Raw genomic sequence first — 22,402 nt, 5'->3', positions numbered from 1 at the left:
CGGATTCTAAAAAACCTTGGCGGACCTCGGATAAAGGCGAATAAAAAAGCCTAAATCGTATTTCGAACCTGAGCTCACGAATATTATGCCCCTTCCCGGGGGAATGTTCAAGTTTTTAAAATCAGCAAGTTCAATAACAGCAGAGCCAATCCACAGACCTGAAGCCGCTGTCAAACCATTTGCCCCCGATTTAAGAAAAAATATAATCATCCCTACAGCCCACTATCCAAAAGAAAGTATTTTCCCGGCAGTGGCTTTGTAGCGATGAAATCAACGGGCGCTGTTGCCCAGCCCACCCCACATTGGGCGATATTGGATCCTCTAGCAATGCCCGGTGTCATTATTACGATTTGTAAACTAAAACGCTTTCAACCATTCGCTCAAAATCTTGTGAAAGGCCTTGCCTCGATGGCTCATCAAGTTTTTAGATTCTGGACTCAACTCGGCCACCGTTTGACTAGCCGGACGTCCTGCCGCATTAAGAGGAACCATAATCGGGTCATAGCCAAAGCCGTTCAGCCCTCTGGGTTCCGTATCAATCATCCATAACTCAACGCTTTCCAGAAATTCTATGCGTTGTTGTGAATCCGGGTGCCACAGCACCATGCCGCAACAGTAACGGGCCTGCCGGTTGGATTGTCCTTGCATCAGCTGAAGTAGCCCGTAACACAGATCACTATTGGTGATGCCTGCTTCCGTTACCCGATCCAATGGCCCCCGATTGGGGAACGACTGCCCCAGAAGCGTTTCCCGAATTTCGGGAGTAAGCCAGCGGTTGGAATGCAAGCCTGGAAAGGGGCTAAGCCCATAAAAACCATCCAGGGCATCTACCACCAGGCCCGAATCCTCAGCCAGCACCCACCCCCCGGACACCACCGGCGGGGTGCTTTGCGCTTTAATGAGGGCATTCTCCAGAAAACTGCTCCCTGTCTCCTCAATATCGCCCACCGTGTGGTTGAGTTGCAGACGAATGGGCGAGTTTTGCAGACTCAACCATTGCTCCAGTTCCAGACGCTTCCCCTCATTGCGGGTGGCGAGCGTAATGATTGTCTCAGACATCCGGGCTTAGAACTCCTGCTTCACACAAATCCAACCGTAACGGGGATAACGATAAGTCACAAACGAGGTGGGCAAAACGCCCAAAGGGTAAATTTCCAGCGCATAATGCTCAGCCGCTTGCTCCCAGAGACGTTGCTGGGCTTCCGCCTCCCATTCCCCCTGATTGACCACCAGCAAAACCCCACCGGGTTCCAGTAACCCCAACACATGCAGCAATAACAGGTGAGGCTGAAAATAATGCAAAGGAAGCCCCCAGGCCAAATGCGGATTCTTCAATACAAATGGCAAAAAATGACTGACGATATGCGCCGTGCGCCGCCAATGCAAAACATCCATCTCGTGATACTGAGCATGGGGCAAGGGCTGTATATACGCGTTGGCAGCCTGACTGCGGGTGGTGAAATCCTGATAGCGCCTGTGGGCATCCAGTTCCACACCATCCAAACGATAAGCGCCCTGAAATTGCTTGCGAGAAAACGCATCCAGCGCATCCACATAAGCCCAGTTCTTAGCCCCCACATCCAGCCAATTCAGGCAGCCTGATTGACTCAAGCCCCTAAACGCCTGTGGCAGGGCCTGATAAAAAGCATCCAGCCATTCCAGATAGGTCAGGGCCTCCAGCACCCTTTGGCTGCTGGCCCGCTGCTGGAAAGAAGACAAATCGTATTCCCCCAACAGTCCACGGGCTTTGGATAAGGACTCTGGATGCCTCAAGGTCAACTCCAGAGAGGAGCCCGCCACCTCTACAAAGGGCAAAGGCTGCCAGTTTAAGAAATTACGCAGCGCAAACCCCAGCTGATTGCCACCCGATTGCATAGCAAACCGGCAAGACTCTAATAAACGACCGGCCTCAAGCACGATTTCAATCCTGCTTCCTGCTTCACAACAGAGGCTATTATAGCCTGAAGCGTACGGTTCAGGCTAGTTGGGCTGAATGGGTGAGCGCAAAGCCATCAATTCCTGCTGGGCTTGTTGTCTGGCCACATGCAATTGCTGTAGACCCTGCATCTCGCCTTCCCGGTTGTAATCAATGGCGCTCATCAGGCACATCAAGGCAAGGGCGGCAATAAGGGTAATCTCTAATGGCGAAATTTTCAGATCCAGAATTCCGTCTAAAAAATGATTGCCGTAGTCTTTCAAAGACTTCATGTGCCTAGCCAAGCCTTTCTTTATTAAAAATGTGATGGATAGCATTGCCAGCTAATATTGTTTTAAAGATGAATGGAGGTGATGATGGCCCGTACAATGGACATTAGCGCGAATTTCCGGATCGAACAATGGCATTAAAAATGAACAATCAAATGGATTAAAAAACACTCACCGAAAAACAAAGGAAAACCATTCATTTCTTAAGTGGTTCTATTTATGATTATAGCGGCTGTTTCTGCAGAGTGATAGTGGTCTAAAAGAAATATTCTGTTAAGATTTCTATACCCTCTACCCTTTAATTTACCCATTCCTACGCAATGATGGAACCCCCCACCCGAATGAATTTTCCGATCATCCGAAAGAGAAGACTTCGCAAAACCAACCTCCTCCGTGAAGCGGTAGCGGAAACCCACCTGCGCCCGCAAGATTTTATCTACCCCCTGTTTATCAATGACGAGCGACATAGCCGGATTCCGGTTAACTCTATGCCCGGTGTCTTTCAAAATTCCGTGGATAACGCGGTGATTGAAGCCGGAAAAGCACTGGAAGCAGGCATTCGATCCGTACTGGTTTTTGGCGTTCCAGCCGAAAAAGATCAGGAAGGCTCCGGGGCATGGTTTGAGCAAGGCGTGGCCCAACGGGGCATTCGTGAGCTCAAGCGACAATTTGGCAAGGACCTGATTGTAATTGCCGACACCTGCCTCTGTGAATACACCAGTCACGGGCATTGTGGCGTATTGCTGGATGGTCGGGTACTGAATGACCCTTCTTTAGAACTGTTAGCCCGCGCCGCCGTGGCCCAGGCGGAAGCCGGAGCGGATATCATTGCCCCCTCAGACATGATGGATGGCCGGGTTGGGTACATCAGAGATTCTTTAGATGACGCGGGCTATGACGATACGCCCATTATGGCCTATTCCGCCAAGTATGCCAGCGCTTTATACGGGCCTTTCCGGGATGCCGCCGAATCCACCCCCGCTACCGGCGATCGCAAGGGCTACCAAATGGACCCCCGAAACGCTAGAGAAGCCCTGGAAGAGGTGGCTTTAGACATTCAGGAAGGCGCCGACATTGTCATGGTCAAACCCGCGCTGCCTTATCTGGATATTATTTGTCAGGTTCGAAAAATGACCAACCTGCCCGTGGCGGCCTACAATGTGTCCGGGGAATACAGCATGGTTAAAGCGGCTGCCGCCAACGGCTGGCTCGATGAACGTGCCACTGTGCTGGAGCTGTTAACCGGCATTAAACGAGCCGGGGCCGATTTGATTATTTCCTACCACGCCATGGATGCCGCACGCTGGCTGTCGGAAAGCACCTGAAAACCCAGGCCAGCACTGCGTTTTTTTTCAAAATGGCTCAAAAAAACATGCGCCCTAAAAAACTGGAAACCGGTAGCGGCAAATAACGCAATACAGGCGCAAAACTTTGTAAACAAGCTATTTTTCGGGCCTGCTGCCTGTACTTGCACCAGATTGGGAAAACATAAATGGTGGCCCCTTTTAACGGCTTTTGCTGAGCCTGACGAGCCTGTTCGCGTCGCTGTTTGTCATAAGCCTGCCACTCGCTTGCCGAGCAAAGGTGCATGGACAATTTATCCACCAAACGCTTCCAATCCACAGAGTCTGGCAGGTAATACCCGGCCAGACTCCTGCGACGCAAACTTCTTGCGGTTCTTGAACGTGAACGCATGAATCTTCCCCGCTCTTTGGGAGCATAAACAGCCCTTTAGGCACGATAAATTAACCAACCGATGATTCAGTCCAGAATTTTAGCAACCCGGTCTGGGTGCGAATTCCAGTGTAAAACGATGCCTCAGGCTCGCCTATTCCCCGGTTTGGTAATTTTCAGGTCAAACACCCATGCTCAAGCACCAAAGCTTATAGCAACTTTGAGCTGGCTTATCAGGGGCAGTCAGCCAGATTAAACATAACCTTGACGCATGGCCAACACAGCGGCTTGAGTTCGATCATCCACGCACAATTTTTGCAAAATACTATGGACATGCGCCTTGGCAGTGGCCTTGGTGATGGTTAAGGCTTCAGCGATTTCCGGGTTGGACAGACCGTCCACAATCAGCCGCAGCACTTCCATTTCACGAGCCGTCAAAGGGCAATCCGAGGCGGTCGAAGAATCGGAAGCGGTGGACGCATTACCCGAGGGCAATCCGGGTGGACCACCCTGAAAACGGCCCAACACCATGCGGGCTACAGCGGGATCTAACCAGGCAGTCCCTTCTTTAACCGCTTCAATGGCCGCGGTCAGGGCATCGATCGAAATCCCTTTCATGCAGTAAGCATCCGCCCCGGCGGAAAGGGCCGCAAACACATCTTGCTCATTATCCTTGGAGGTCAGCATGATAATTCGGGTGCCGGGGTGCGCTTTTTTAATACGCTGAGTGGCCTCTACGCCATCCATTTCAGGAAGCCCAATATCCATCAGAATCACATCCGGCTGCACGGTATCGGCCTTGGAAACGGCTTCCAGTCCATTGCCCGCTTCCCCCACCACCTCAATGCCTTCGTTTTTTTCTAATAGCATTTTCAGACCCACCAAGGTCATCTGGTGATCTTCCACGATTAAAACCCGTGTTTTCATCAACGCTCGTCTCTATCTGCTGACTCTATCTTTATTGTATATTACATCCGCTTTCAAGGGCCGTTTTCTTGAGCTCAACCTGGGCTTAACTTGGGCTCAACAATGAATCGTAGCGCTACGCTCAAAAAAATAGCGCCAAACAGGCTTTTTGACCTGCTGAAACACTTCAGCCCGGAAAGCTCAAGGCTTATATAAAATGCCAGTGGCCGGGTCAATTTTGTATTTATCGGGCGAAAATTTACCGATGCTCACCAATCGCACTGTCCCATTGGGGTCCACCTGAAATTCAGCCGAGCGACCGGTGGAAGGAATGTTGAGCAAAAACCGGGAATCATTCCGAATCAACCGCGCATCGCCCTTGTGACTGTATTTTTGGCCAATACTGGCCCGTGCGGCGGTCAACACCATCTCATAATGATCGTCTTTGAACTCCGCAGGCTTCATATCCAGCCGGGTAGCCCCCTGAGTCACCACCGATTGCAAGGTGGCCTGAGCGGTGATCACCATCTCGGCATCCCGCTCTTCGTTTGAGCCGCCAAACGAAACCATGGCAAAAATGGATAACACCGCAATCACGGCGATGACCAAAACCGTTTCAACCAAATTAATACCAAAGGGGGCCAAATAGTTGGGAACGCTGGGCTTCATGAAAAACTACAAACTCTCTTCCTGCTTCAGGCATTATCAAACGGGCGTTTCTAAAACCGTTTATCCAGCATCCATACTGATTTGAAGCCAGCATGGCTGAGAGATACATTTTACCTTTATTATACCGGAGTTTTAAACGCTCAAAATGCCCTACTTAACCGATTTGAGTTTTCAGAAGCGGCACTGAATTTTCTAACTAAAATGAGGGGCCACCCCGACTTTGCAAGGGTGGCCCGACACGGCTTCAGTCTGTTAATGACAAACTTACTGATTTTCAATTTCAATTTTGACCCGACTGGCTTTTAAAGCGTTTTGATAATCACGACCCAATTGCTCGACCATGCGATAAGCAAATTTCTTGCTGTCTGGCTGAAAGCTGAACCGAATCAAAGGGCAATGCCGATACACCCTAGCGGTTTGCCAAAGCACCGGACCATCAACCCCATGGGTCACTTCGGCCCGAATCCGGTTACACTTGAAATCAACGCATTCAAATTTTAAAACGCCCTGGCCCGGAGAACTGTACTCAAACCGGGTATCGGCCTGCAAGGCAGCCCGAGCGTATTCCGTAATTTCGGGTGGCACGTTCTCCCGGAAAGCCGAAAAACTGGCTTTCTCCAACCCGAAGACATCAAAGGAACGCAATCCGGCCAGAGAAGGAGGGGAAAACTCACGGGAAAAATTTGAAGGGGTTGAAGCAGCAGCAGGATCGACGTTGGGCAAACTTTCCAACGCAAAAGCGCAGGCCGTAGAACCGCCCACCCAAACACCCAGCGAAACAACCAGAGCCAAAAATTTAACTGGCGCCATCAATCCTGCGCTCCATTTTTTAACAGTCATTGTCCTCATTACTCCGTATTTTCAATTCACACGCCCATACCCAAAAACAAAAGCTCACCTTACAAGGGATATGCCACCCTTGCTCCCATATCAACTGCTCAGCTCAAATCATGCATTGCCATTGCAATCAACACGCCTCAGGGCCTAACCCAATATCCCGCCCACAGCACCCGTATCACTATTATCCGTGGTGGATGAGTTATTGGTATTGTTTCTTTGCATGGCTACTAAAGATTGCTGCATGGTCTGGAATTGCTGCAACATCAACTGCATCATGCGTTGATTGTAGCTTTGAAAATTATTGTTATAAGCCAGCAAATCCTGTTGATACTGGGTTTGCGCGGCGCTGTCCGTCAAATCAGCGGGTGGGGTGGGAGGCGTGGGCGGGGTTAAGCCACCCAGCACATTTCTAAAAGAACCACCGGCCAGGTTTTGCGCCTGCAAGTCCGCAATGGGGTCGGATTTAAGGCCTAACTGCTGCGGCGTTACGTTCACACCGGACTGTTTCAGGATTTGAAGTTGAAATATTTTAACGGCCTTGCCAAAACTCATGGCTATCCTCCACGTTCAGAAATATCGGGATATCCACTCCTTCGACCAGAAATCCCTAAACTTCAATTGAAATTTTTTGAACCCAACTGCGGTGTGTTATTGATCAGGGTAAAGACTTTCGTTCCCAAAGCAACTCAAGATCCTCATCGTTATAATAGGAAGAAATCAATGAATGGGAATTCCGCTAATGCCAACCCTTGCCGACCGTCATATCCGTAAATTGAATCCCGCCACAGGCCAACTAATCGCCGACTATCCCGTGGCCTCGGAAGCCGAAGTGGAGGCCGCCGTGCTTCGGGCTCGGCTGGCGCAAGGCCAGTGGCAGAAAATATCCCTTAAAAAACGGGCCCATGGCTTAAAAGCCATGCGCAACCGGCTGTATCAACAGGCCCATAAGCTGGCCGAAATAATTAGCCGGGAAACGGGCAAACCCCTCGGAGATTCTCTGGAAGCCGATATCGCAACCGCCCTGAATGTACTGAGCTACTATGCCGAAATTGGCCCTCAACGCTTGCGGCCCAGCTTAATTCAACCCGATCTCCTCTCACTGGTCACCGCACGACTGCACCATCAAACCTGGCATCCGCGAGGAGTCATCGCCATTATCGCCCCCTGGAATTTTCCGGTAGCCATTGCCTGCAGCGGTATTGCCGCCGCCCTGATGGCCGGAAACAGCGTTGTTTTAAAGCCCAGCGAACTCACCCCTGAGTGTGGAAAAGCCCTGATTGCAGTGGTTCGAGACGCCCTGAGCGCCTCGGGCCTTGACCCGGAAATCGCTCAAATAGTGATAGGCGATGGCGCCACCGGCGCTCAGTTACTGGCCCAGCCGATTGACGGGGTTATTTTTACGGGCAGTCGGCGCACCGGGCAGTTAATCGCTCAACAGGCGGCAGAACGAGATTTGTGGTGCAGCCTGGAGTTAGGCGGCAGTGACGCCATGATCATTCTGGAAGACTGTGATTTAGACAAAGCGGCCAGCTATGCACTGTGGGGGCGCTTTATTAACGCGGGCCAAACCTGTGCCGCCGTCAAGCGCCTGTTGGTGCCTGCCCGACATGAAGCCGCCTTCCTGAAACTACTGGCAAGCAAAATGCAGCGCTTGCGGGTTGGTTCGCCCGATCAGCCAGACCCTCAGGTAGGCCCCCTCATTAACGAGGCCCAGCGCACTCTAATTCACGAGCAAGTGCAAAACGCCATACAGCAAGGCGCTCAGCTACTGCAGGGAGGACATCACTTGCCAGGCCCCGGCTTTTTCTACGCCCCCACCCTATTTACCCAAGTGCCGCCCAGCGCCCGTATTTTGAACGAAGAGTGCTTCGGCCCGGTATTGCCCGTCATCCCTTATGACACCATTGAGCAGGCCGTGCGCATGGCCAATGATACCCCCTTTGGGTTAACCGCCAGCGTTTTTGGCCCCCCTTCTCAGGCCCGGCAAGTGGCCAGCCTGCTGCATTGCGGCACGGTGGTGATTAATGATGTTGGGCCCACCAATTACGCCCTGCCCTGCGCCCCTTGGGGCGGCTGGAAACACAGTGGCTCCGGCGTTAGCCACGGGGCAGCCGCCTTAACCGATTTGAGCCGCCTGCAAGTCCTCAGCGAGAATTTGATGTATGGCATCCCCTTTATGAGCAAGCCCCTTTGGCATTTTGGAAAGCCCGCTCAATCAACGAAAGACCGGGCTAAAACCGTTTTAGCCTTGGCTGGCAGACAAAACGCCCTATGGCACCCCAAACGGTGGTGGCCCTTTTGGACCCATCGATCCGCCACCAAATTTTAAAGCAAACATCATGGCATCCCTCGGAGCCAAGCAATGCTTGCCCTCCCTGCTTTCATCAACAGCTGGCTTACTGCTGGATTTTTGTCTAAAAAGAGTTCCTTTGAGACGTTTAGCTCAAAAAAGGCTTCTTTCGGATTTATGTTCAAAAAAAGGTTTCCTTTCGGACTTTAGTTCAAAAAAAAGGTTTCCTTTCGGAAACCTATGTTCATCACCTTTTTTGTAGTCTTTTTAATTTAATTTTTTCAGCTTGATGAAAGCACCCTCCAAACCAGGAAAGGCTTCTAAGCAAAGAGAATGTAAATGTAAAACCCCTAATTGGCCGTTTGCAAAGCCCTTTAAATAGATCGAGAGAAATGGATTGCCCACTTATTTAAAAGCTATGAAACCAAACCCATGAAACCCGACCATTCAATTAAATACTAAAACCCAAGTCAGTTCTAATAGGTTTAATTGTCCTCGCTCAGGATTTAAAGTAAACCCCCTGTAACAAAAATATTAAAGTGTTCTATTCTCTCCAACCCAAAAACCAAATAAAGCTATCAGCACAAAACAACTTATTTATTAAAATTTGAATTAAAACCCAAAAAGGTCCCCATTTTTTTTAAACTCACCTCAAAAATCAGCGGGCAAACCGCTTTTTTACACCCCTACACCCTGAAAACCAAAGCGCATGTTAACAGGATCGATCCAAATCCTGATCCCGCAAGGCTTTTCAGAGCGTGTAGATCCAGAACCCGATCAGAGAAAGGGCTTTGCTTAAAAGGCTCCTACAGGGAGAGGATCTTGAAAAAACTTTGCTGGGTGGGCTTCCCGAAATTGTAAAAGAATATTATGATGAGTTAAGAAAGGTAAAGGTTAGTGGAGAAATCATGAAACCGTTCCTAAAATGGGCAGGCAACAAATTTGCCATTATCGACAGAATCAAGGCTGTTTTGCCAGCCGGAAACCGATTGATTGAGCCATTCGCAGGCTCCGCGGCTGTTTTTTTGAATACCGACTTTGACAGCGCCATCCTCAGCGACGTGAACGAGGACCTGATGACCCTGTACCATTACCTGCAAAAGGATGGTGAGCGGTTTATTGGCTACTGCAACACCTTTTTTGCCAAAGAAATGAATGATTCAGACACTTACTACCAGTTCCGTAAAATGTTTAACAGCCTCACCGATGCAAGACTAAGAGCCGCCTTGTTCCTCTATTTCAACCGCCACGGTTACAACGGACTCTGCCGATACAACAACAAAGGCGAGTTCAACGTTCCTTTTGGCCGTTATACCAAGCCCTACTTTCCCGCTGAGGAAATGGCCCAGTTTCACCGCAAAATTCAGGGTGTCACCCTGTTAAAGCAAGGGTTTGTGGAAACCATGGAAATGGCGCAACCCGGCGATGTCATTTATTGCGATCCGCCCTATGTGCCCCTGACAGAAACCGCCAACTTTACCAGCTACAGCAGCGGCGGTTTTGGCATTAAGGAACAGCAAACCCTGGCTGAGCTGGCAAAAAGCTTGTCTAAAAAAGGCGTCCACGTGGTAATTTCAAACCACGACACCACCTTTACCCAAACCGCTTACGAATCCGCTAAAATTGTATCCTTCCAGGTGCGCCGCTTCATTAGCTGCAAAGGCGATGCCCGTGGACAGGCCAATGAAATGCTGGCCCTGTTTGGGGATGAGGAAATTTTGGCGGGCTAGTTCCGGCAACAGCCTATCCGTTTGAACGCATTGTCTGTGATTACGGCAAATCTATTGGGCTGCGCCCACGGGGCTATTATTGACGGCACGAACCAAAAAGAAACGGACGCCATTGAATTGCGCCCGTTTTAAATCAAATCAGAAATCCACAATTATGTTTGTTTACTATTCTTGAACCACCCGCAAGTTTACGAGTATGGCCTTGATTCTACAAAAATTCGGGCCTGCCGCCCACCTTCAAACAATGTAGATAAAGGGCCGTTTCTCCTTTCACGGGTGTAGAGCCTGTTAAAAGAACCTGCTCAACAGGCATTTTGTGTTGCTGATTGTTCGAGCTAAGATAAGAAACAGAATGGAGACTTTGAGTAACACAAAATACCCATTGCCTGTTTTTATGCCTGTAATTCAAGATGTCACGGATACATCTGCAGGCAAAGGCGACACCAATAGGGACGATTTAGCATGGGCCAACCATTTCCCCAGTTTCAAAAGGGAGCATTCCCGCCAGCATTAAACGGGCTGATGCCCCCTCAGCAACCCTCGCCAGATGGGCCTGTTGGAATGAACCCGCTACAGGCAGCCGCCATGGCCCAAGGAGGGGTTGATCCCCGCATGATGGCCCAAGCGCAACAACAGGTGGCAGACCCCAACGGGGGAGATTTACTGAATATTTTTCCAGGCCCCAAGGAAATGGGGATTGGCATGGTGGCCGGGTTGGGTACCGCTTATGGCTTTTCAGCTCTAATGGGCCAACAGTACAATGGCCCCATTCCCGCCGTCGCAAAATGGCTGGACAACGTTCCGGGTGTTCGAAAACTGACGGACTGGGCTGGCGCCCGTTACCAAAAACTGGGTGGCAAACATCCGTGGTTAAAGGAAGGCCTGTTAACCACCGCCTCCAGCGTCCCCGTGAACCTCTCTAAAGATCCTGCCAAGCTCCAATGGCAAAAGTACGCGCAGAATTCGGTTTCTGACATGGAGAAACGCCATATTGAAGCGATGATGGAAAAATTTCCTAACCGCTTTAATGACAACCTGAAAAAAGCGTATGAACAACAGTATTTGCAGGCCAAAAAGCTGGATATTATTAAAGCCTACAACCAGCACGTTGATAAAAACTTTAAGCAGAGAATCAAAGACTTACCCGCCAATTCCGATGCTTATCAGGAAATCCTGAGAGGCAAAGAAAAACGACGGCTCAAGGCAGATACCCCATTTTTCAACTTTGCTCAAAAAGATGCCCAATGGCTAAAAAACCCTCACAATTTAAATTTTGAAACCACTTTAAATCAGGCCCGTGCCCAGCTGCACTATTTGGAAAACGCCACCCACCCGCTCTCTCCCGATGAAAAACAGATTTTACAGAAACTGCGGGGGCTCAAAGAAAGAATTCGAGGGCTGAAAGGCCATTACAAGCCTGCCTATGAGGCTCAGGCCAAACTCACCGCCAAGCTGGCAGAAGGCAATGTTGGCCCGCTAGGCCGAATGATGGCCCTCAGTGGGCAATACATCCAGCGTATTTTTAACGGGGATACGCTAAGCCTGGGCTCTAAAAGTATTTTCAATGCCAGCCTGCTAGGCCCTCTGATGGCTGGCGGTTTTCTTTTCGGCATGTCCCTCCAAAAGGCCAAAAATGCCAAAGAAGGGGAAAAAACCAGAACCTTCTTCCACGATTTTTTCGGCACCGGCATTGCCAATTTTGTGGGTTGGGAACTGGGGCGTAAATGGTTAAACAGTTCAACCGCCTTTCATAAATTACTGGGTAAATTTGGCACGATGCGCCCGTTTGACAATGCGGTTGGAAGCCGGATACCCATTTTTGGGGAACGCTTTGGCAAAGGCGTCCAAAAACTGCTGGGTGGCGAAGGCAGTCGTTTTGCCAAAGGCATGGGGACTGTTTTCGGCAAAGGTATTGGCGGCTTTTTTGCCCGACTAACCATGGGGGGCTTGGCCACTGAGCTGATTGCCATGTTCGCCATTGGTTCCGCCTTCCAGTTTGGGGGCGAAAAAATAGCGCACCTGATTTTTGGCAAACCCAGCAAGGACAGCTTGGATGGCAAAGGCAAGCAACCCGCCCAGGCACCGCAAGGCATCATCACCCCTCCCGGCATGCAGCCAGCAGGCGGCATGGCCCCTAACCCAATGTCAAAGGCCAGTGTGAACTCTCCTCAAAACCCATTGCAGCCACCGGGCTTTGTGCCTCAAGCCCCAGCGGGCATTCAGCCCAAAGCAATGCCTTCTTTTTCGCTGTCCCCCTCTCAAATTATTGATAACCCGGCCAGCAAACAGATGAAAAGCATGGAAAGCTCGATTATAAGCAACTACGATGGCCAGCAGAAAAAAAGCCACGGGCGCACCAACTATTTTGATCCCAGCACCTTGTAATCCTAAAAACGCCTGAGCTAAACCAAAAACGGCTTTCGTGCTGTTTGGCAAGCGCTCTATTTTGCAAAGCATCTGTGGGTTACAATCGGGCCTGTATTGGTAGGGTTCGGATATTTTGTTTCTCCATGCTGGAACTCTTTCATCAGGCAGGTCAGTGGGCCTCGCAAAAAGCGCAATCCATGCCTCTGCCAATGGCGCAAACGCCCTCGAACAGCGCACCCTATTCAGGCTTTTACAACCCCTCACCCGGTGGTGAACCCGTGTCCCCGCCTTGGGCCATGGGGGCAGACCCTCCAATTCAAACCACACAATCCAAAAGCATCTCCCAAAGTATCGCTGGATGGACGAAGCCTACCCAGCAATTTTTGCAGGACTCAAAAGAAGGGATTCACGCCCTGAGCCAAAAGGCACTGCAACGGCCATGGCTGCAAGCGCTGGTTAACAAACTCCATACCCCAAAAACCCAACCCGAAAACCCTTACCCACCGGGAACACAAGCCTCAAAAACGCACCCACCCAAAAGTAACCCGCTTTCTCAAAAACTGCGCCCCAAAAAAAATTCACCGCAGCCCCACACACCACCCCCATCGCCCTATCGTTCCCGGCAAGTGGTTTTAAAAGATTTCCCCTTCCGCAAGCTGGAAAGTTTTCCTCACTACACGCTAAGCCCGGCAGATATTGCGGAAAGCGTGCAGGCTGAAAAACTAAAAGCGCTCACATTGAGACTGGCCCCTCAAGCCCAAGAGCCTGACAACATTTTTATACCTGTTGATTATCTGGACGTTTAAAACAAGCGCCCTGTAACTGTAAAAGCGCTTCCCAAACGCTTTTATTTTCCGTGCAAAGCCGTAAATAAAAGCGGGGAAATACCGTTCACCAAAAACTGAACCCCAACGCACAGCAGAATAAAGCCCATAATGCGGGTAAACGCCTTCACGATGGTAGGTCCCATGCGGTTCATAATGGTTTCTGAAACCCGCATGGTGATGTAACTGCTAAAGCAGACCGCCATAATGGCCAGCAAGATGACCAGATATTTGAAAACAGAGCCACCCGCGTTGGCGGTCATTCCGATGATAACCGCAATCGCGCCCGGACCACTGAGAATGGGCATGGCCAAGGGTGAAAAAGCAATATCATCATGCTTGTTGGCCTTCTTTTTGGCCTCTTTTTCCTCCACCTCATCCAGGCTGTCTTCCTTGTTTAACATGCCGTAGGCGGAAGTTAAAATCATCAGCCCACCCGCAATGCGTAAGGCGTCAATGGAAATCTGGAAAAAATTCAGGATCAGGCTACCCGTGATAAAAAAGATGCCCAAAATAGCGAAAGCAAACAAAGAAGCCCTGCGAGCCACCTGATTTCGTTTCTCCGAGCTTTGGCCGTCGGTGAGGGTCACAAACAAGGGGGCCGCCATGAGCGGATCCACAATAGAAAACAGGGAAATAAATGTTCCTACAAAGAACATAATCAGGTCATGAAAATTAATGGTGAGCGGAAAATGCATAATGCTTAACCTATAACAAAATTCAGGGGGCCACAACGAAAATAAAGCCTAAACGCAAGCGGGTTTATGCTTCTTCATGAAAACAACCGATCTCCCAAAATTGCCTTGAGATACTTCAGCCTGAAACCGCAAACCCGGCTTGTATTTTAGACAGGTGGGGAATTGCTCGCCACCACACCCTTTGATATGGTTATGACAGGCAGAAAGCCTCCATTCCTGATAGTAAATTTGGATCTTTCGGCCCAGGAACCGCTTTATTCATCACCCCAATGTATCCATTCATTTTTCCACTACCTGCTCGTCAGTGTTTTTTAACTGACAGGTGCCTGTAACGGACCTTATTGGGCTTGGTGAACACAAAGCCTCATGAATCAATGGGGGAAATGACCATGGACCGCTTTCAAAGTACCGTTGAAATTGACGCGCCCGCTCACGCTTGTTATGAAACATGGCACCATTTCGAGCAATTTCCGCACTTTATGACCCATATAAAAGCGGTGGAGCCATTGGAAGAAAAACGATGGCACTGGGTGGTGGCTGGCCCACTCGGCTCTGATGTGGCGTGGGATGCCACCATTGATCGCGATGATCCCAATCGACTGATTACCTGGCACACCGTGGAAGAGTCTCAAATCAGCGCCGAAGGACGTATTCGCTTTGAGGAATTGGATAATCAAAGAACATTGCTACGTTGTGATTTGCAGTATCAGGCACCCGCCGGGCCATTAGGGGAAACCGTGGCCAAACTGGTTCTGAACCCTCAAAAAATGGTAGAGGAAGAGCTGCAAAACTTCAAACATCTAGTGGAAGGCACCAATGTTCCTACTGAAAAAGCGCATGTTGGCAAAACGCTTGAACCAGAGCAGTTTGTGGTATCGGGAGCGGTAGCCTCCAATGCCTTCAACGAAACAGAAGAAACAAGCCCGGCATTGAGCGAAACAGAAGAAACAGGCTATGAGGGTCCTTATGGGCTTGATAACGACGTCAGTGACGCTGTGATTCTGGGAGAAGCGGAAGAACATCTGGAAGCAACACAGACGCTGCAAACGTTGCAAGCCTCAGAAACGCCCTACCTGTCGGAGGAAGGCGCCCTATACAGTGAAGACTTAAGAGACATGCAAGATTTTGGCGACACGCCTAATCAAGAGGACGTTTTTACAGAAAGTCTGGATACGGAGCAAGAAGATATAGAGAGTTACACCGAAGGCATTGACGAAGAAATTGACATTGGGCGAGGCCCTCGGGAAGAAACACTGAAATCGATGGCGGAATCGAAAGAGCCGAAAGCAGAGAGCCAACGGGAACCGTAAAGTTGGCCAAAATTCCATTACAGAATCAACGTCATTTTACAAAATTTCTTTCACCCCACAGAGCGCAACCGTCGGAGGGACTTCTATCATGTGTCTGGCAAAAGATGTAATGACCTCAAACCCCTCAGTATGTCGGGAAGAAAATACCATTATGGATGTTGTTCGGGTCATGAACCGGGAAGATTGCGGGGTGGTACCGGTGGTGGACGCAATGGATCATTGCGTGGGCATCATCACCGATCGTGATATTTGCCTGAAAACCGTACTGGACTATCTGGATCCTGAAGACACCCCGGTGAGCGAAATCATGACCACCCCCATTGTGACCTGCGAGCAAACCGACCCCATTGAAACGGTGATTGCGCGCATGGAAAAAGAGCAAATTCGCCGTATTCCGGTGGTGGACGAAGAGCAATGTCTGGTGGGCATTATTAGCGAAGGGGATTTAGCCAAAAGCGAGGTCAAAGAAAGAGTAAGCGAGCTGGTGGAAGCGGTGGTGCAATAAACCGCGCCCCCCTGCTCGTGTCTCACCCCGGCAGGAATCTCCCGCTATCCCATCAATCAGTGGGAATCAGCGGGAGTTTTTTGCTTGGGAACTATAAAAAGCGATCCCCCCATAACAGAGGCCCTTCAATAGGGCCATAGGCAATAGAGCAATTGCGAAACTCGGGCAACCGTCTGATAAAATCAGGTATCCGTAAAACCAAGGCTGTTCCTGATTTTCCGGGAGATGCTTATGAAAGCGATGATTCAATTTTTAGGGATAGGTGCCGCCATTTATTTCTTTTTCAACCTATTAGTCCCTGCACCCGTTCAACAGTCCAGCTTGAAAACGTCTGAGAAAACCGACATTACCTTCCAACAGGTCACCGCTCAATCCACAAAGGCGTTGATTACCACCGCCGCATTTATGCAGCAGGAAAAAAAACGGCTGTCAGCCAATATGGCCGTCACCCTGCGTAAGCTGGATCAAGGCATCAACCGGCTGAGTGAGGACTTGGCCCACAGCCCCACGAACAAAAAGCAGGAAGTTCAGCAGCACTTACAGGCCCTACAAAGCGATCGCATTCAGGTAACTCAACTGCAAAACAGGCTGACTCCAGCGGAAAGCACCACGCTGGAAACCATAAAAGCTTACTGGCAAGCCATTGACGTTCATGTGAATGCCCACCTGCTGCCTGAAAAAAAATAACGCCTCCAGGCCTCATCCGTGATGAAGGGCCACACCTTCCAGAAAGCCTGGGTGCATCCCACCCCAAGCCTCTGCCGTGCCCGTGTTACAATAGCCCACAACAAGCTCATGAAATCGTGCAAAAAAATAAAGCAGAAAAATCATCCAGAAAGGTTCAACAATCCATGTCCTTATTCAAGCGCAACCGCAACAATGGGTTAGGTTCAACGGCAGTGATTCTGCTTGCTCTTGTCGGCGTCATTATTGTGGCCGGACTGTGGTTTACAGGCAGTTATAACGGATTGGTCAATCAGGATGCGGAACTGGAACTGCGGGCTTCCAACGTGGAATCCCAATTAAAACGCCGGGCCGATTTGGTGCCCAATCTGGTGGCAACCGTCAAGGGTTACGCCAAGCACGAGCAGGAAGTTTATAACAACATCGCTTCAGCCCGAAGCCGCTTGCTGAACGCCGATGTGAATACCAACCCTCAAGAAGCCGCCGCCGCCAATGGGGCCTTTAACGCTTCGCTGGGCCGCTTGCTGGCCATTGCCGAAAATTATCCCCAACTGAAAGCCGACCAGAACTTTATACGCTTGCAAGATGAGTTAACTGGCACGGAAAACCGGATTAACGTGGCCCGTTTGGCTTATAACGATGCCGTAAAAACCTACAACGTTTCAGTCAGAAGCTTCCCCGGTAATATTGTGGCCGGTATTTCCGGCTTTGAGCGCAAGGTGCCTTTTGAAGCCACCGCCAGCGAAAAAGCCTTGCCCAAAGTGGCGTTTTAACCCTACCCCCTCTTTCAGAGCGACTTTTTGAATCGGGATTCAATGGATGGTACTGATTTTATGGCACTCAATTTTCAAAAGAAATGGCGTTTCGCTCTTATAGTTCTGGCGTTGACGAGTTTCAGCCTAAACCTTGCGCCATTTTGCCTATTCAATGCTGTGGCCATGGCTCAAGAAACCACCACCCCCTCCCCCCCTCCTCACCAAGCCGTGGTGGTAGCGGGCCCGGAGGAGGAGGATGAAGAAACCGCCAACAACCAACCGCCCATCAATCAGGTGCCTCCCAAACCCACCGGGCTGACTATTTATGTGAACGATTACGCCAACTTGTTGCAACCGGCTCATCGCAGCACCCTTCAGGAGCAGTTGCAAACGCTGGATCAGGCCGGTATCGCCCAAATTGCGGTGGTGATACTGCCGGATACCGATCAGGAGCTTTCCGCCTTTGCCCCCCAAATTATGAACGGCTGGGATATTCAGCATTACAAGAAAAAAGACGGCTTACTGGTACTGGTGAACGCCAAACGGCTAAGAGAGCATTTATCGGGAAACCGCATTTTTATCGGCACCGGCTACGCGCTGGAAGAAAAGTTACCTGATGCGGTGATTGGCAGAATTCTGGATGAACTGGCCCTGCCCGCCTTTGCCGAGGGAGATTATTCCGGCGGCATTACCCGTGCCACCCTGGCCATTGCTAAAATTTTAGCGGGCGATAAAAAATTAACGGCTCACTACAACACCCCACCCAAAGATGAAGATGGCCTGTGGATGTCCATTTTGATTGTCATGTTTCTACTGTTTATGTTCGTGAATCGCAGAAGCAAACGGGGCGGTTTTTTGGGAGGTGGTTTCTACGGCGGTGGGCTGGGCGGCGGCTTTGGCGGCGGGGGCGGTGGATTTGGTGGCGGCTTTGGCGGGGGCGGAGACTCCAGTGGTGGGGGCGGCGCAGGCCGATAAGTTTTAGAAAAATCCGTCGTAATGCTCCGCCTATTTTTAAAGTCGAGCCAACAGCCCGACTTTAAAAAATGATGATTCTTTTTTCTTAACTACAGTCCCATAAAATCAGGCCCGGAGCCTTCTTCCGTAGGGCGTACCTTCAAATTCACTTCCGGGCAAACGATCTCACAAGTGCGGCATTGCACACAATTTTCAAGGGACATGCCGTGATGACGCAAGCCGGACCTTTCATCCACCCGATGCACTTCCGCCGTGCAATCAGAAACGCAAGGTGTTTCCTTGCCCAGCGCATCATAAGTAGAAATACATTTTATGCAAACATCAGAATTAAACTCATCAATGTGTCTGTTTTCTTCGTGATATTTGGTTCCGGCGTAAAAAACGGCATCGGCCCGAGAGTAGACCGTATCCTTCACAAAGCCCTGGGTGGTAATGGTACGGGGGACTTTAAAATTAGGCACAATGTGCTTGTAATCTTCCTCGTACTTTACCGGCCCCATATCGGTTTTGCCGTCCATCAAATTTTTCAGGCGAAGGGCATCCATTACCGCCGTAACCGGGTTATGGGTTAGCCCCACCGAAACCAGACCCCAATAAGGGTTTCCGGCATCCACTCCTTCCATCACTTTGGGCAAATAGTTGCCCAGCAAGCGCGGGTTTTCCTGCCATGCTTTTCGGAAATAACGACCTTCGTATAAATTTTGACCCACAAAAGAATCCATTACCCGCTGCTGATAGGTGGCCAAATGCGTTTCAGAGAAATTCCCGGACTGGAGCGCCTCATGCAACACTTCTGCCGCTTGCCAGCCGCATTCCATGGATTTATCCACACCGGACAACTGACTGATGTCCAGCACGCCTAAGGCGTCTCCCAGCAAAATGGCGCCATCCACCGCGAATTTTTTGGGCAAGCTGTAATAGCCACCCTCTGGCAGCAGAGCCGCCCCGTATTTCAGCATTTTGCCGTCTTTAATCAGCGATTGAACCCATGGGTGCTTTTTATAATCCTGCAATTTTTGCTGCGGGTTGATATTGGGGTTGGGCGAATCCAGCGAAATGACCATACCAATGGTCAGCTTGCGATCTTTCATGCCATAGATAAAGCCGCCCCCAAAACTGCCATCCACCAAAGGAAAGCCCATGGTATGCCACACTTGGCCCATGTAATCTTTGCCTTCAGGCAGTTCCCAAACTTCCTTTACCCCCACCGACCAAATTTGAGGGGTATCCCGCAAGTGAAAGCGGGAAATAATGTCACGGGACACAAAACCCTTGTCTCCAAAGCAAGTGACCTTGCCGTAAATATTGTCTTCGTTGGTATCCCCGGAGGCTTTTTCCACCACCTGAACACCCACTACTTTATCGCCATCATAAACAATTTCGTGGGCCGAAAAACCGGGGAAAAAATCCATCACCACATTGGGGGTATCCGCCAATTTTTCTTTCAGCTTATTGGCCATCCAATAAACCACATGGCTCAGGGTTAAAACCAGATAGCCTTCTTTTTTCAAGCCCGCTGGCAGCAAAGCGGCAGGAACATCCCACTTGCTTTTGTTAGCCAACACCGAAAACCCGCTTTGGCTGCAAACCGCTTCATAAGGAAAGCCGTTTTCCTGATAATCCGGGAACAATTTTTGAATGACATGGGGCTTGGAAACCGCGCCGCTTAAAATGTGCGCGCCAAACTCCTTGCCCTTTTCCAAAATGGCCATGGTGAAGGACACGCCGCTTTGCTTGGCCAAATCCACCAAATGGTGGGCCAATGCTAGGTTAGACGGACTGCCGCCAACCAGTAATACATCATACTCAATTCGTTCAGCCACAGAGGCCGTGCCTCCCATTACTTGTTAAAACAGTGTTCATTGCCTTTTTACAGCCTAAACCAGCGACTTTTCAGCGCTACTGGCCCCGGCGGATTTGGATGCCTTTAACTGCCGAATCAACTCCGGCAGTACCTGATAAGCATCGCCCACAATTCCCTGATGGGCCACCTGAAAAATGGGGGCCTCCGGGTCCTTGTTGATTGCGATAATCAATCCGGCCTTGTTCATGCCCACCCGGTGCTGAATGGCCCCGGAAATGCCACAGGCAATATAAATTTTAGGACGCACCGTTTTACCGGTTTGCCCAATTTGGTGCTGATACGGAATCCAGCCCGCATCCACCACTTTTCGAGAGGCACCCACAGCGGAATTCTCAAAGCAGGCGGCCAGTTCCTGCAACAGGTTAAAGCCTTCCGCCCCACCCATGCCATAACCACCGGCTACCACCACATCCGCATCAGCAATATTAACGCCCGATTGCACTTCACGCACAATCTCCATCAATTCCAGCCGGAAATCTTCAGGCAACAGATTGACCGGAATATCGCGAATCTCTCCGGTGCGGCTCTCATCCATGGCCAGGGGAAGCATAACCCCAGGCCGGGTGGTGGCCATTTGCGGGTTGTTCCAGGGGCCTAAAATACGGGCCTTTAAACTTTCTCCAAAACTGGGCCGAATGGCGTATAAACAACCGGGATACAAGCCCACTTTGTCTGGATCGGCCTTGTTGGTATGCTCATAGGGGCCAATATCCAGCTCGGTGCAATCGGCGGTTAACCCGGTTTTAAAAAAGGCGGCAATGCGGGGGGCCAAATCCCGTCCGGTGGTGGTGGAACCCAACAGCAAAATATGCGGCGGGGGATTAAACGTTTTTAATAAATCGGTAATCACCCGTTTAAAGGGCAAGGTGCGATAGCCCTGCAATTGAGGGTCATCGGCCACATAAACAATTTCCGCCCCGTAGTGAATTAAGGTGGTTGCCAAATCCCGTACCTGATGGCCCAACAAAATACAGGACAGTTTTCCGCCCAGCTTGTTGGCCAAATCACGACCGGCGCCCAATAGCTCCAAAGTAACCGGCTGAATTTGCCCATCTACCTGCTCAGCAATCACAATCACTTCTTTGTTAGAAGGAGTTATAATTTCCCGCAGCGGCTCTGGCTCAGGCTTTTGGGCCGGGGCCTCATGATCCGCAGCCGGTGAAGCGGAAGCCTCGGATTCCTTGGGGGCGATGTATGAATTTTCACTTTTGGGTTCATCTGGACTCATAACTTGGCAAATTCCTTGAGATTGGTGGTCTGCAACACGTCACGCACCATATGCTCAATAGGCTCTCCCTGATGCACTTTACAACTGCCGCCAATTTCAGACACCTTGTCTGTTTTGGCCACAATGGTTGGGGAGCCTTTTAAGCCACACAGCACCGGATCGGCGCCCACATCATCCAGCGTAACAATTTTAATAACCGCGTTTTTAGCTTCTTCATCGCGCAGTAACTGCTGAACACGGCGAGCCCCACGGATATGCTTGTACTCCAGCGGGTGATAAGAATTGGCAACAGTTAACATGGCTGGCATGGCCATTTTGACCCACTGATAACCGCCCTCGATCACCCGGCGGGCAATCACCCGATCGCCTTCAACCCGAAAATCTTCGCAATAACTGGTTTGCGGCAAGTCCAAACGTTCAGCAATTTGCGGACCCACCTGAGCGGTATCCCCATCGGTGGTTTGCAAGCCGCAAAACATTAAATCCGGCACACCCAAGTGCAAAATCACTTTATGCAAAGCGTAAGCGGTGGCCAGGGTATCGGAAGCGGCCAACCGGCGATCGGACAGTAAATAACCCATATCGGCCCCATGCTCAATGGCCTCCAGTAAAATTTCACCAGCCAGCGGCGGCCCCATGGAAATGGCAGTCACCTTGCCGCCATAAAGCGCTTTGGTGTGCAAGGCCGCCTGCAAAGCGTAACGATCAAACGGATTCAGCATGCGCTTGGCCTTGGCCCGGTCAATGGTGCCATCCGGGTTAATACCGGCCTTGGCGGATTGATCGGGAACCTGCTTGATCAGGACAAAAATATTATTGATATGAGACATCATGACTAAAACAACGCCCTGCTACTTAAATGTACTTATCGTTTTGAA

Annotated in this window: 22 protein-coding genes; 10 read left to right on the top strand and 12 right to left on the bottom strand. The window is 50.3% G+C overall.

Features of this window, described 5'->3' with window-relative positions; translation table 11 throughout:
- Positions 1-357: 357 nt before the first annotated feature.
- The 3 genes from ACEW81_RS03935 to ACEW81_RS03925 form a co-directional block, all read right to left on the bottom strand.
- The gene (locus ACEW81_RS03935) at positions 358-1,059 is read right to left on the bottom strand and encodes a non-canonical purine NTP pyrophosphatase (RefSeq protein WP_373531668.1); all 702 of its coding nucleotides are present in this window, start codon (positions 1,057-1,059) and stop codon (positions 358-360) included.
- A 6-nt stretch (positions 1,060-1,065) separates the two neighbouring features.
- Positions 1,066-1,917: a hypothetical protein gene (locus tag ACEW81_RS03930; protein WP_373531667.1), complete on the bottom strand. Its 852-nt coding sequence runs from the start codon at positions 1,915-1,917 to the stop codon at positions 1,066-1,068.
- A 63-nt stretch (positions 1,918-1,980) separates the two neighbouring features.
- A complete protein-coding gene (locus ACEW81_RS03925) occupies positions 1,981-2,208 on the bottom strand; it encodes a hypothetical protein (RefSeq protein WP_373531666.1) in 228 nt (75 codons plus the stop codon).
- A 338-nt stretch (positions 2,209-2,546) separates the two neighbouring features.
- On the opposite strand from ACEW81_RS03925, the gene hemB reads away from it, so the two are divergent.
- Positions 2,547-3,530 (top strand): porphobilinogen synthase, encoded by a 984-nt coding sequence (gene hemB, locus ACEW81_RS03920; RefSeq protein WP_373531665.1) that lies wholly within the window; start codon positions 2,547-2,549, stop codon positions 3,528-3,530.
- Positions 3,531-3,567: 37 nt separating this feature from the next.
- Here hemB and ACEW81_RS03915 read toward each other — a convergent pair whose 3' ends face one another.
- The 5 genes from ACEW81_RS03915 to ACEW81_RS03895 all read right to left on the bottom strand — a co-directional run bounded on the left by ACEW81_RS03915 (position 3,568) and on the right by ACEW81_RS03895 (position 6,846).
- Positions 3,568-3,900 carry a hypothetical protein gene (locus ACEW81_RS03915; protein WP_373531664.1) on the bottom strand — a complete coding sequence of 111 codons (333 nt, stop codon included), beginning with the start codon at positions 3,898-3,900 and terminating at the stop codon, positions 3,568-3,570.
- 231 nt (positions 3,901-4,131) lie between these two features.
- A complete protein-coding gene (locus ACEW81_RS03910) occupies positions 4,132-4,806 on the bottom strand; it encodes a response regulator transcription factor (RefSeq protein WP_373531663.1) in 675 nt (224 codons plus the stop codon).
- Between the two features lie 180 nt (positions 4,807-4,986).
- Complete coding sequence (locus tag ACEW81_RS03905) at positions 4,987-5,454, bottom strand: type II secretion system protein (protein ID WP_373531662.1); 468 nt, start codon at positions 5,452-5,454, stop codon at positions 4,987-4,989.
- Between the two features lie 264 nt (positions 5,455-5,718).
- On the bottom strand, positions 5,719-6,264 hold the full coding sequence (locus ACEW81_RS03900) for a hypothetical protein (protein WP_373531661.1): 546 nt from the start codon (positions 6,262-6,264) through the stop codon (positions 5,719-5,721).
- Between the two features lie 174 nt (positions 6,265-6,438).
- The gene (locus ACEW81_RS03895; protein WP_373531660.1) at positions 6,439-6,846 is read right to left on the bottom strand and encodes a hypothetical protein; all 408 of its coding nucleotides are present in this window, start codon (positions 6,844-6,846) and stop codon (positions 6,439-6,441) included.
- 187 nt (positions 6,847-7,033) lie between these two features.
- On the opposite strand from ACEW81_RS03895, the gene ACEW81_RS03890 reads away from it, so the two are divergent.
- The 4 genes from ACEW81_RS03890 to ACEW81_RS03875 all read left to right on the top strand — a co-directional run bounded on the left by ACEW81_RS03890 (position 7,034) and on the right by ACEW81_RS03875 (position 13,487).
- A complete protein-coding gene (locus ACEW81_RS03890; protein ID WP_373531659.1) occupies positions 7,034-8,623 on the top strand; it encodes an aldehyde dehydrogenase family protein in 1,590 nt (529 codons plus the stop codon).
- A gap of 869 nt (positions 8,624-9,492) precedes the next feature.
- Positions 9,493-10,314, top strand: a complete 822-nt coding sequence (locus tag ACEW81_RS03885) for a Dam family site-specific DNA-(adenine-N6)-methyltransferase (RefSeq protein WP_373531658.1) — start codon at positions 9,493-9,495, stop codon at positions 10,312-10,314.
- 462 nt (positions 10,315-10,776) lie between these two features.
- On the top strand, positions 10,777-12,699 hold the full coding sequence (locus tag ACEW81_RS03880; RefSeq protein ID WP_373531657.1) for a hypothetical protein: 1,923 nt from the start codon (positions 10,777-10,779) through the stop codon (positions 12,697-12,699).
- A gap of 125 nt (positions 12,700-12,824) precedes the next feature.
- A complete protein-coding gene (locus ACEW81_RS03875) occupies positions 12,825-13,487 on the top strand; it encodes a hypothetical protein (RefSeq protein ID WP_373531656.1) in 663 nt (220 codons plus the stop codon).
- Between the two features lie 41 nt (positions 13,488-13,528).
- Here ACEW81_RS03875 and ACEW81_RS03870 read toward each other — a convergent pair whose 3' ends face one another.
- Positions 13,529-14,203, bottom strand: coding sequence for a MarC family NAAT transporter (locus ACEW81_RS03870; protein WP_373531655.1), 675 nt, complete (start codon positions 14,201-14,203; stop codon positions 13,529-13,531).
- A gap of 389 nt (positions 14,204-14,592) precedes the next feature.
- On the opposite strand from ACEW81_RS03870, the gene ACEW81_RS03865 reads away from it, so the two are divergent.
- From ACEW81_RS03865 to ACEW81_RS03845, 5 genes are all read left to right on the top strand, one after another.
- Complete coding sequence (locus ACEW81_RS03865) at positions 14,593-15,513, top strand: SRPBCC family protein (RefSeq protein WP_373531654.1); 921 nt, start codon at positions 14,593-14,595, stop codon at positions 15,511-15,513.
- Between the two features lie 88 nt (positions 15,514-15,601).
- Positions 15,602-16,018: a CBS domain-containing protein gene (locus ACEW81_RS03860; protein WP_373531653.1), complete on the top strand. Its 417-nt coding sequence runs from the start codon at positions 15,602-15,604 to the stop codon at positions 16,016-16,018.
- A 231-nt stretch (positions 16,019-16,249) separates the two neighbouring features.
- On the top strand, positions 16,250-16,705 hold the full coding sequence (locus tag ACEW81_RS03855; protein ID WP_373531652.1) for a hypothetical protein: 456 nt from the start codon (positions 16,250-16,252) through the stop codon (positions 16,703-16,705).
- 164 nt (positions 16,706-16,869) lie between these two features.
- On the top strand, positions 16,870-17,475 hold the full coding sequence (locus tag ACEW81_RS03850; protein ID WP_373531651.1) for a LemA family protein: 606 nt from the start codon (positions 16,870-16,872) through the stop codon (positions 17,473-17,475).
- A 165-nt stretch (positions 17,476-17,640) separates the two neighbouring features.
- The gene (locus tag ACEW81_RS03845) at positions 17,641-18,432 is read left to right on the top strand and encodes a TPM domain-containing protein (protein ID WP_373531650.1); all 792 of its coding nucleotides are present in this window, start codon (positions 17,641-17,643) and stop codon (positions 18,430-18,432) included.
- A gap of 89 nt (positions 18,433-18,521) precedes the next feature.
- Here ACEW81_RS03845 and ACEW81_RS03840 read toward each other — a convergent pair whose 3' ends face one another.
- Genes ACEW81_RS03840 through ACEW81_RS03830 form a run of 3 tightly spaced genes read right to left on the bottom strand, consistent with a single transcriptional unit; the run spans position 18,522 to position 22,357 of the window.
- Positions 18,522-20,255 carry a 4Fe-4S dicluster domain-containing protein gene (locus tag ACEW81_RS03840; RefSeq protein ID WP_373531649.1) on the bottom strand — a complete coding sequence of 578 codons (1,734 nt, stop codon included), beginning with the start codon at positions 20,253-20,255 and terminating at the stop codon, positions 18,522-18,524.
- 54 nt (positions 20,256-20,309) lie between these two features.
- Positions 20,310-21,524 carry an electron transfer flavoprotein subunit alpha/FixB family protein gene (locus ACEW81_RS03835; RefSeq protein ID WP_373531648.1) on the bottom strand — a complete coding sequence of 405 codons (1,215 nt, stop codon included), beginning with the start codon at positions 21,522-21,524 and terminating at the stop codon, positions 20,310-20,312.
- Positions 21,521-22,357, bottom strand: coding sequence for an electron transfer flavoprotein subunit beta/FixA family protein (locus tag ACEW81_RS03830; protein ID WP_373531647.1), 837 nt, complete (start codon positions 22,355-22,357; stop codon positions 21,521-21,523). Before ACEW81_RS03830 ends, ACEW81_RS03835 begins: the two co-directional genes overlap by 4 nt.
- Positions 22,358-22,402 lie beyond the last annotated feature (45 nt).

Source organism: Vampirovibrio sp., assembly GCF_041737375.1.
Lineage (GTDB): Bacteria > Cyanobacteriota > Vampirovibrionia > Vampirovibrionales > Vampirovibrionaceae > Vampirovibrio.
This window is presented reverse-complemented; position numbering and strand designations above follow the sequence as displayed.

Coding starts and splice junctions, on each gene's coding strand:
- ACEW81_RS03900 (WP_373531661.1), bottom strand. CDS start 6,264: ATGGCGCCAGTTAAATTTTTGGCTCTGGTTGTTTCGCTGGGTGTTTGG.
- ACEW81_RS03875 (WP_373531656.1), top strand. CDS start 12,825: ATGCTGGAACTCTTTCATCAGGCAGGTCAGTGGGCCTCGCAAAAAGCG.
- ACEW81_RS03835 (WP_373531648.1), bottom strand. CDS start 21,524: ATGAGTCCAGATGAACCCAAAAGTGAAAATTCATACATCGCCCCCAAG.
- ACEW81_RS03935 (WP_373531668.1), bottom strand. CDS start 1,059: ATGTCTGAGACAATCATTACGCTCGCCACCCGCAATGAGGGGAAGCGT.
- hemB (WP_373531665.1), top strand. CDS start 2,547: ATGAATTTTCCGATCATCCGAAAGAGAAGACTTCGCAAAACCAACCTC.
- ACEW81_RS03925 (WP_373531666.1), bottom strand. CDS start 2,208: ATGAAGTCTTTGAAAGACTACGGCAATCATTTTTTAGACGGAATTCTG.
- ACEW81_RS03890 (WP_373531659.1), top strand. CDS start 7,034: ATGCCAACCCTTGCCGACCGTCATATCCGTAAATTGAATCCCGCCACA.
- ACEW81_RS03855 (WP_373531652.1), top strand. CDS start 16,250: ATGAAAGCGATGATTCAATTTTTAGGGATAGGTGCCGCCATTTATTTC.
- ACEW81_RS03905 (WP_373531662.1), bottom strand. CDS start 5,454: ATGAAGCCCAGCGTTCCCAACTATTTGGCCCCCTTTGGTATTAATTTG.
- ACEW81_RS03915 (WP_373531664.1), bottom strand. CDS start 3,900: ATGCGTTCACGTTCAAGAACCGCAAGAAGTTTGCGTCGCAGGAGTCTG.
- ACEW81_RS03845 (WP_373531650.1), top strand. CDS start 17,641: ATGGCTCAAGAAACCACCACCCCCTCCCCCCCTCCTCACCAAGCCGTG.
- ACEW81_RS03850 (WP_373531651.1), top strand. CDS start 16,870: ATGTCCTTATTCAAGCGCAACCGCAACAATGGGTTAGGTTCAACGGCA.
- ACEW81_RS03885 (WP_373531658.1), top strand. CDS start 9,493: ATGAAACCGTTCCTAAAATGGGCAGGCAACAAATTTGCCATTATCGAC.
- ACEW81_RS03910 (WP_373531663.1), bottom strand. CDS start 4,806: ATGAAAACACGGGTTTTAATCGTGGAAGATCACCAGATGACCTTGGTG.
- ACEW81_RS03830 (WP_373531647.1), bottom strand. CDS start 22,357: ATGATGTCTCATATCAATAATATTTTTGTCCTGATCAAGCAGGTTCCC.
- ACEW81_RS03895 (WP_373531660.1), bottom strand. CDS start 6,846: ATGAGTTTTGGCAAGGCCGTTAAAATATTTCAACTTCAAATCCTGAAA.
- ACEW81_RS03860 (WP_373531653.1), top strand. CDS start 15,602: ATGTGTCTGGCAAAAGATGTAATGACCTCAAACCCCTCAGTATGTCGG.
- ACEW81_RS03880 (WP_373531657.1), top strand. CDS start 10,777: ATGGGCCAACCATTTCCCCAGTTTCAAAAGGGAGCATTCCCGCCAGCA.
- ACEW81_RS03870 (WP_373531655.1), bottom strand. CDS start 14,203: ATGCATTTTCCGCTCACCATTAATTTTCATGACCTGATTATGTTCTTT.
- ACEW81_RS03865 (WP_373531654.1), top strand. CDS start 14,593: ATGGACCGCTTTCAAAGTACCGTTGAAATTGACGCGCCCGCTCACGCT.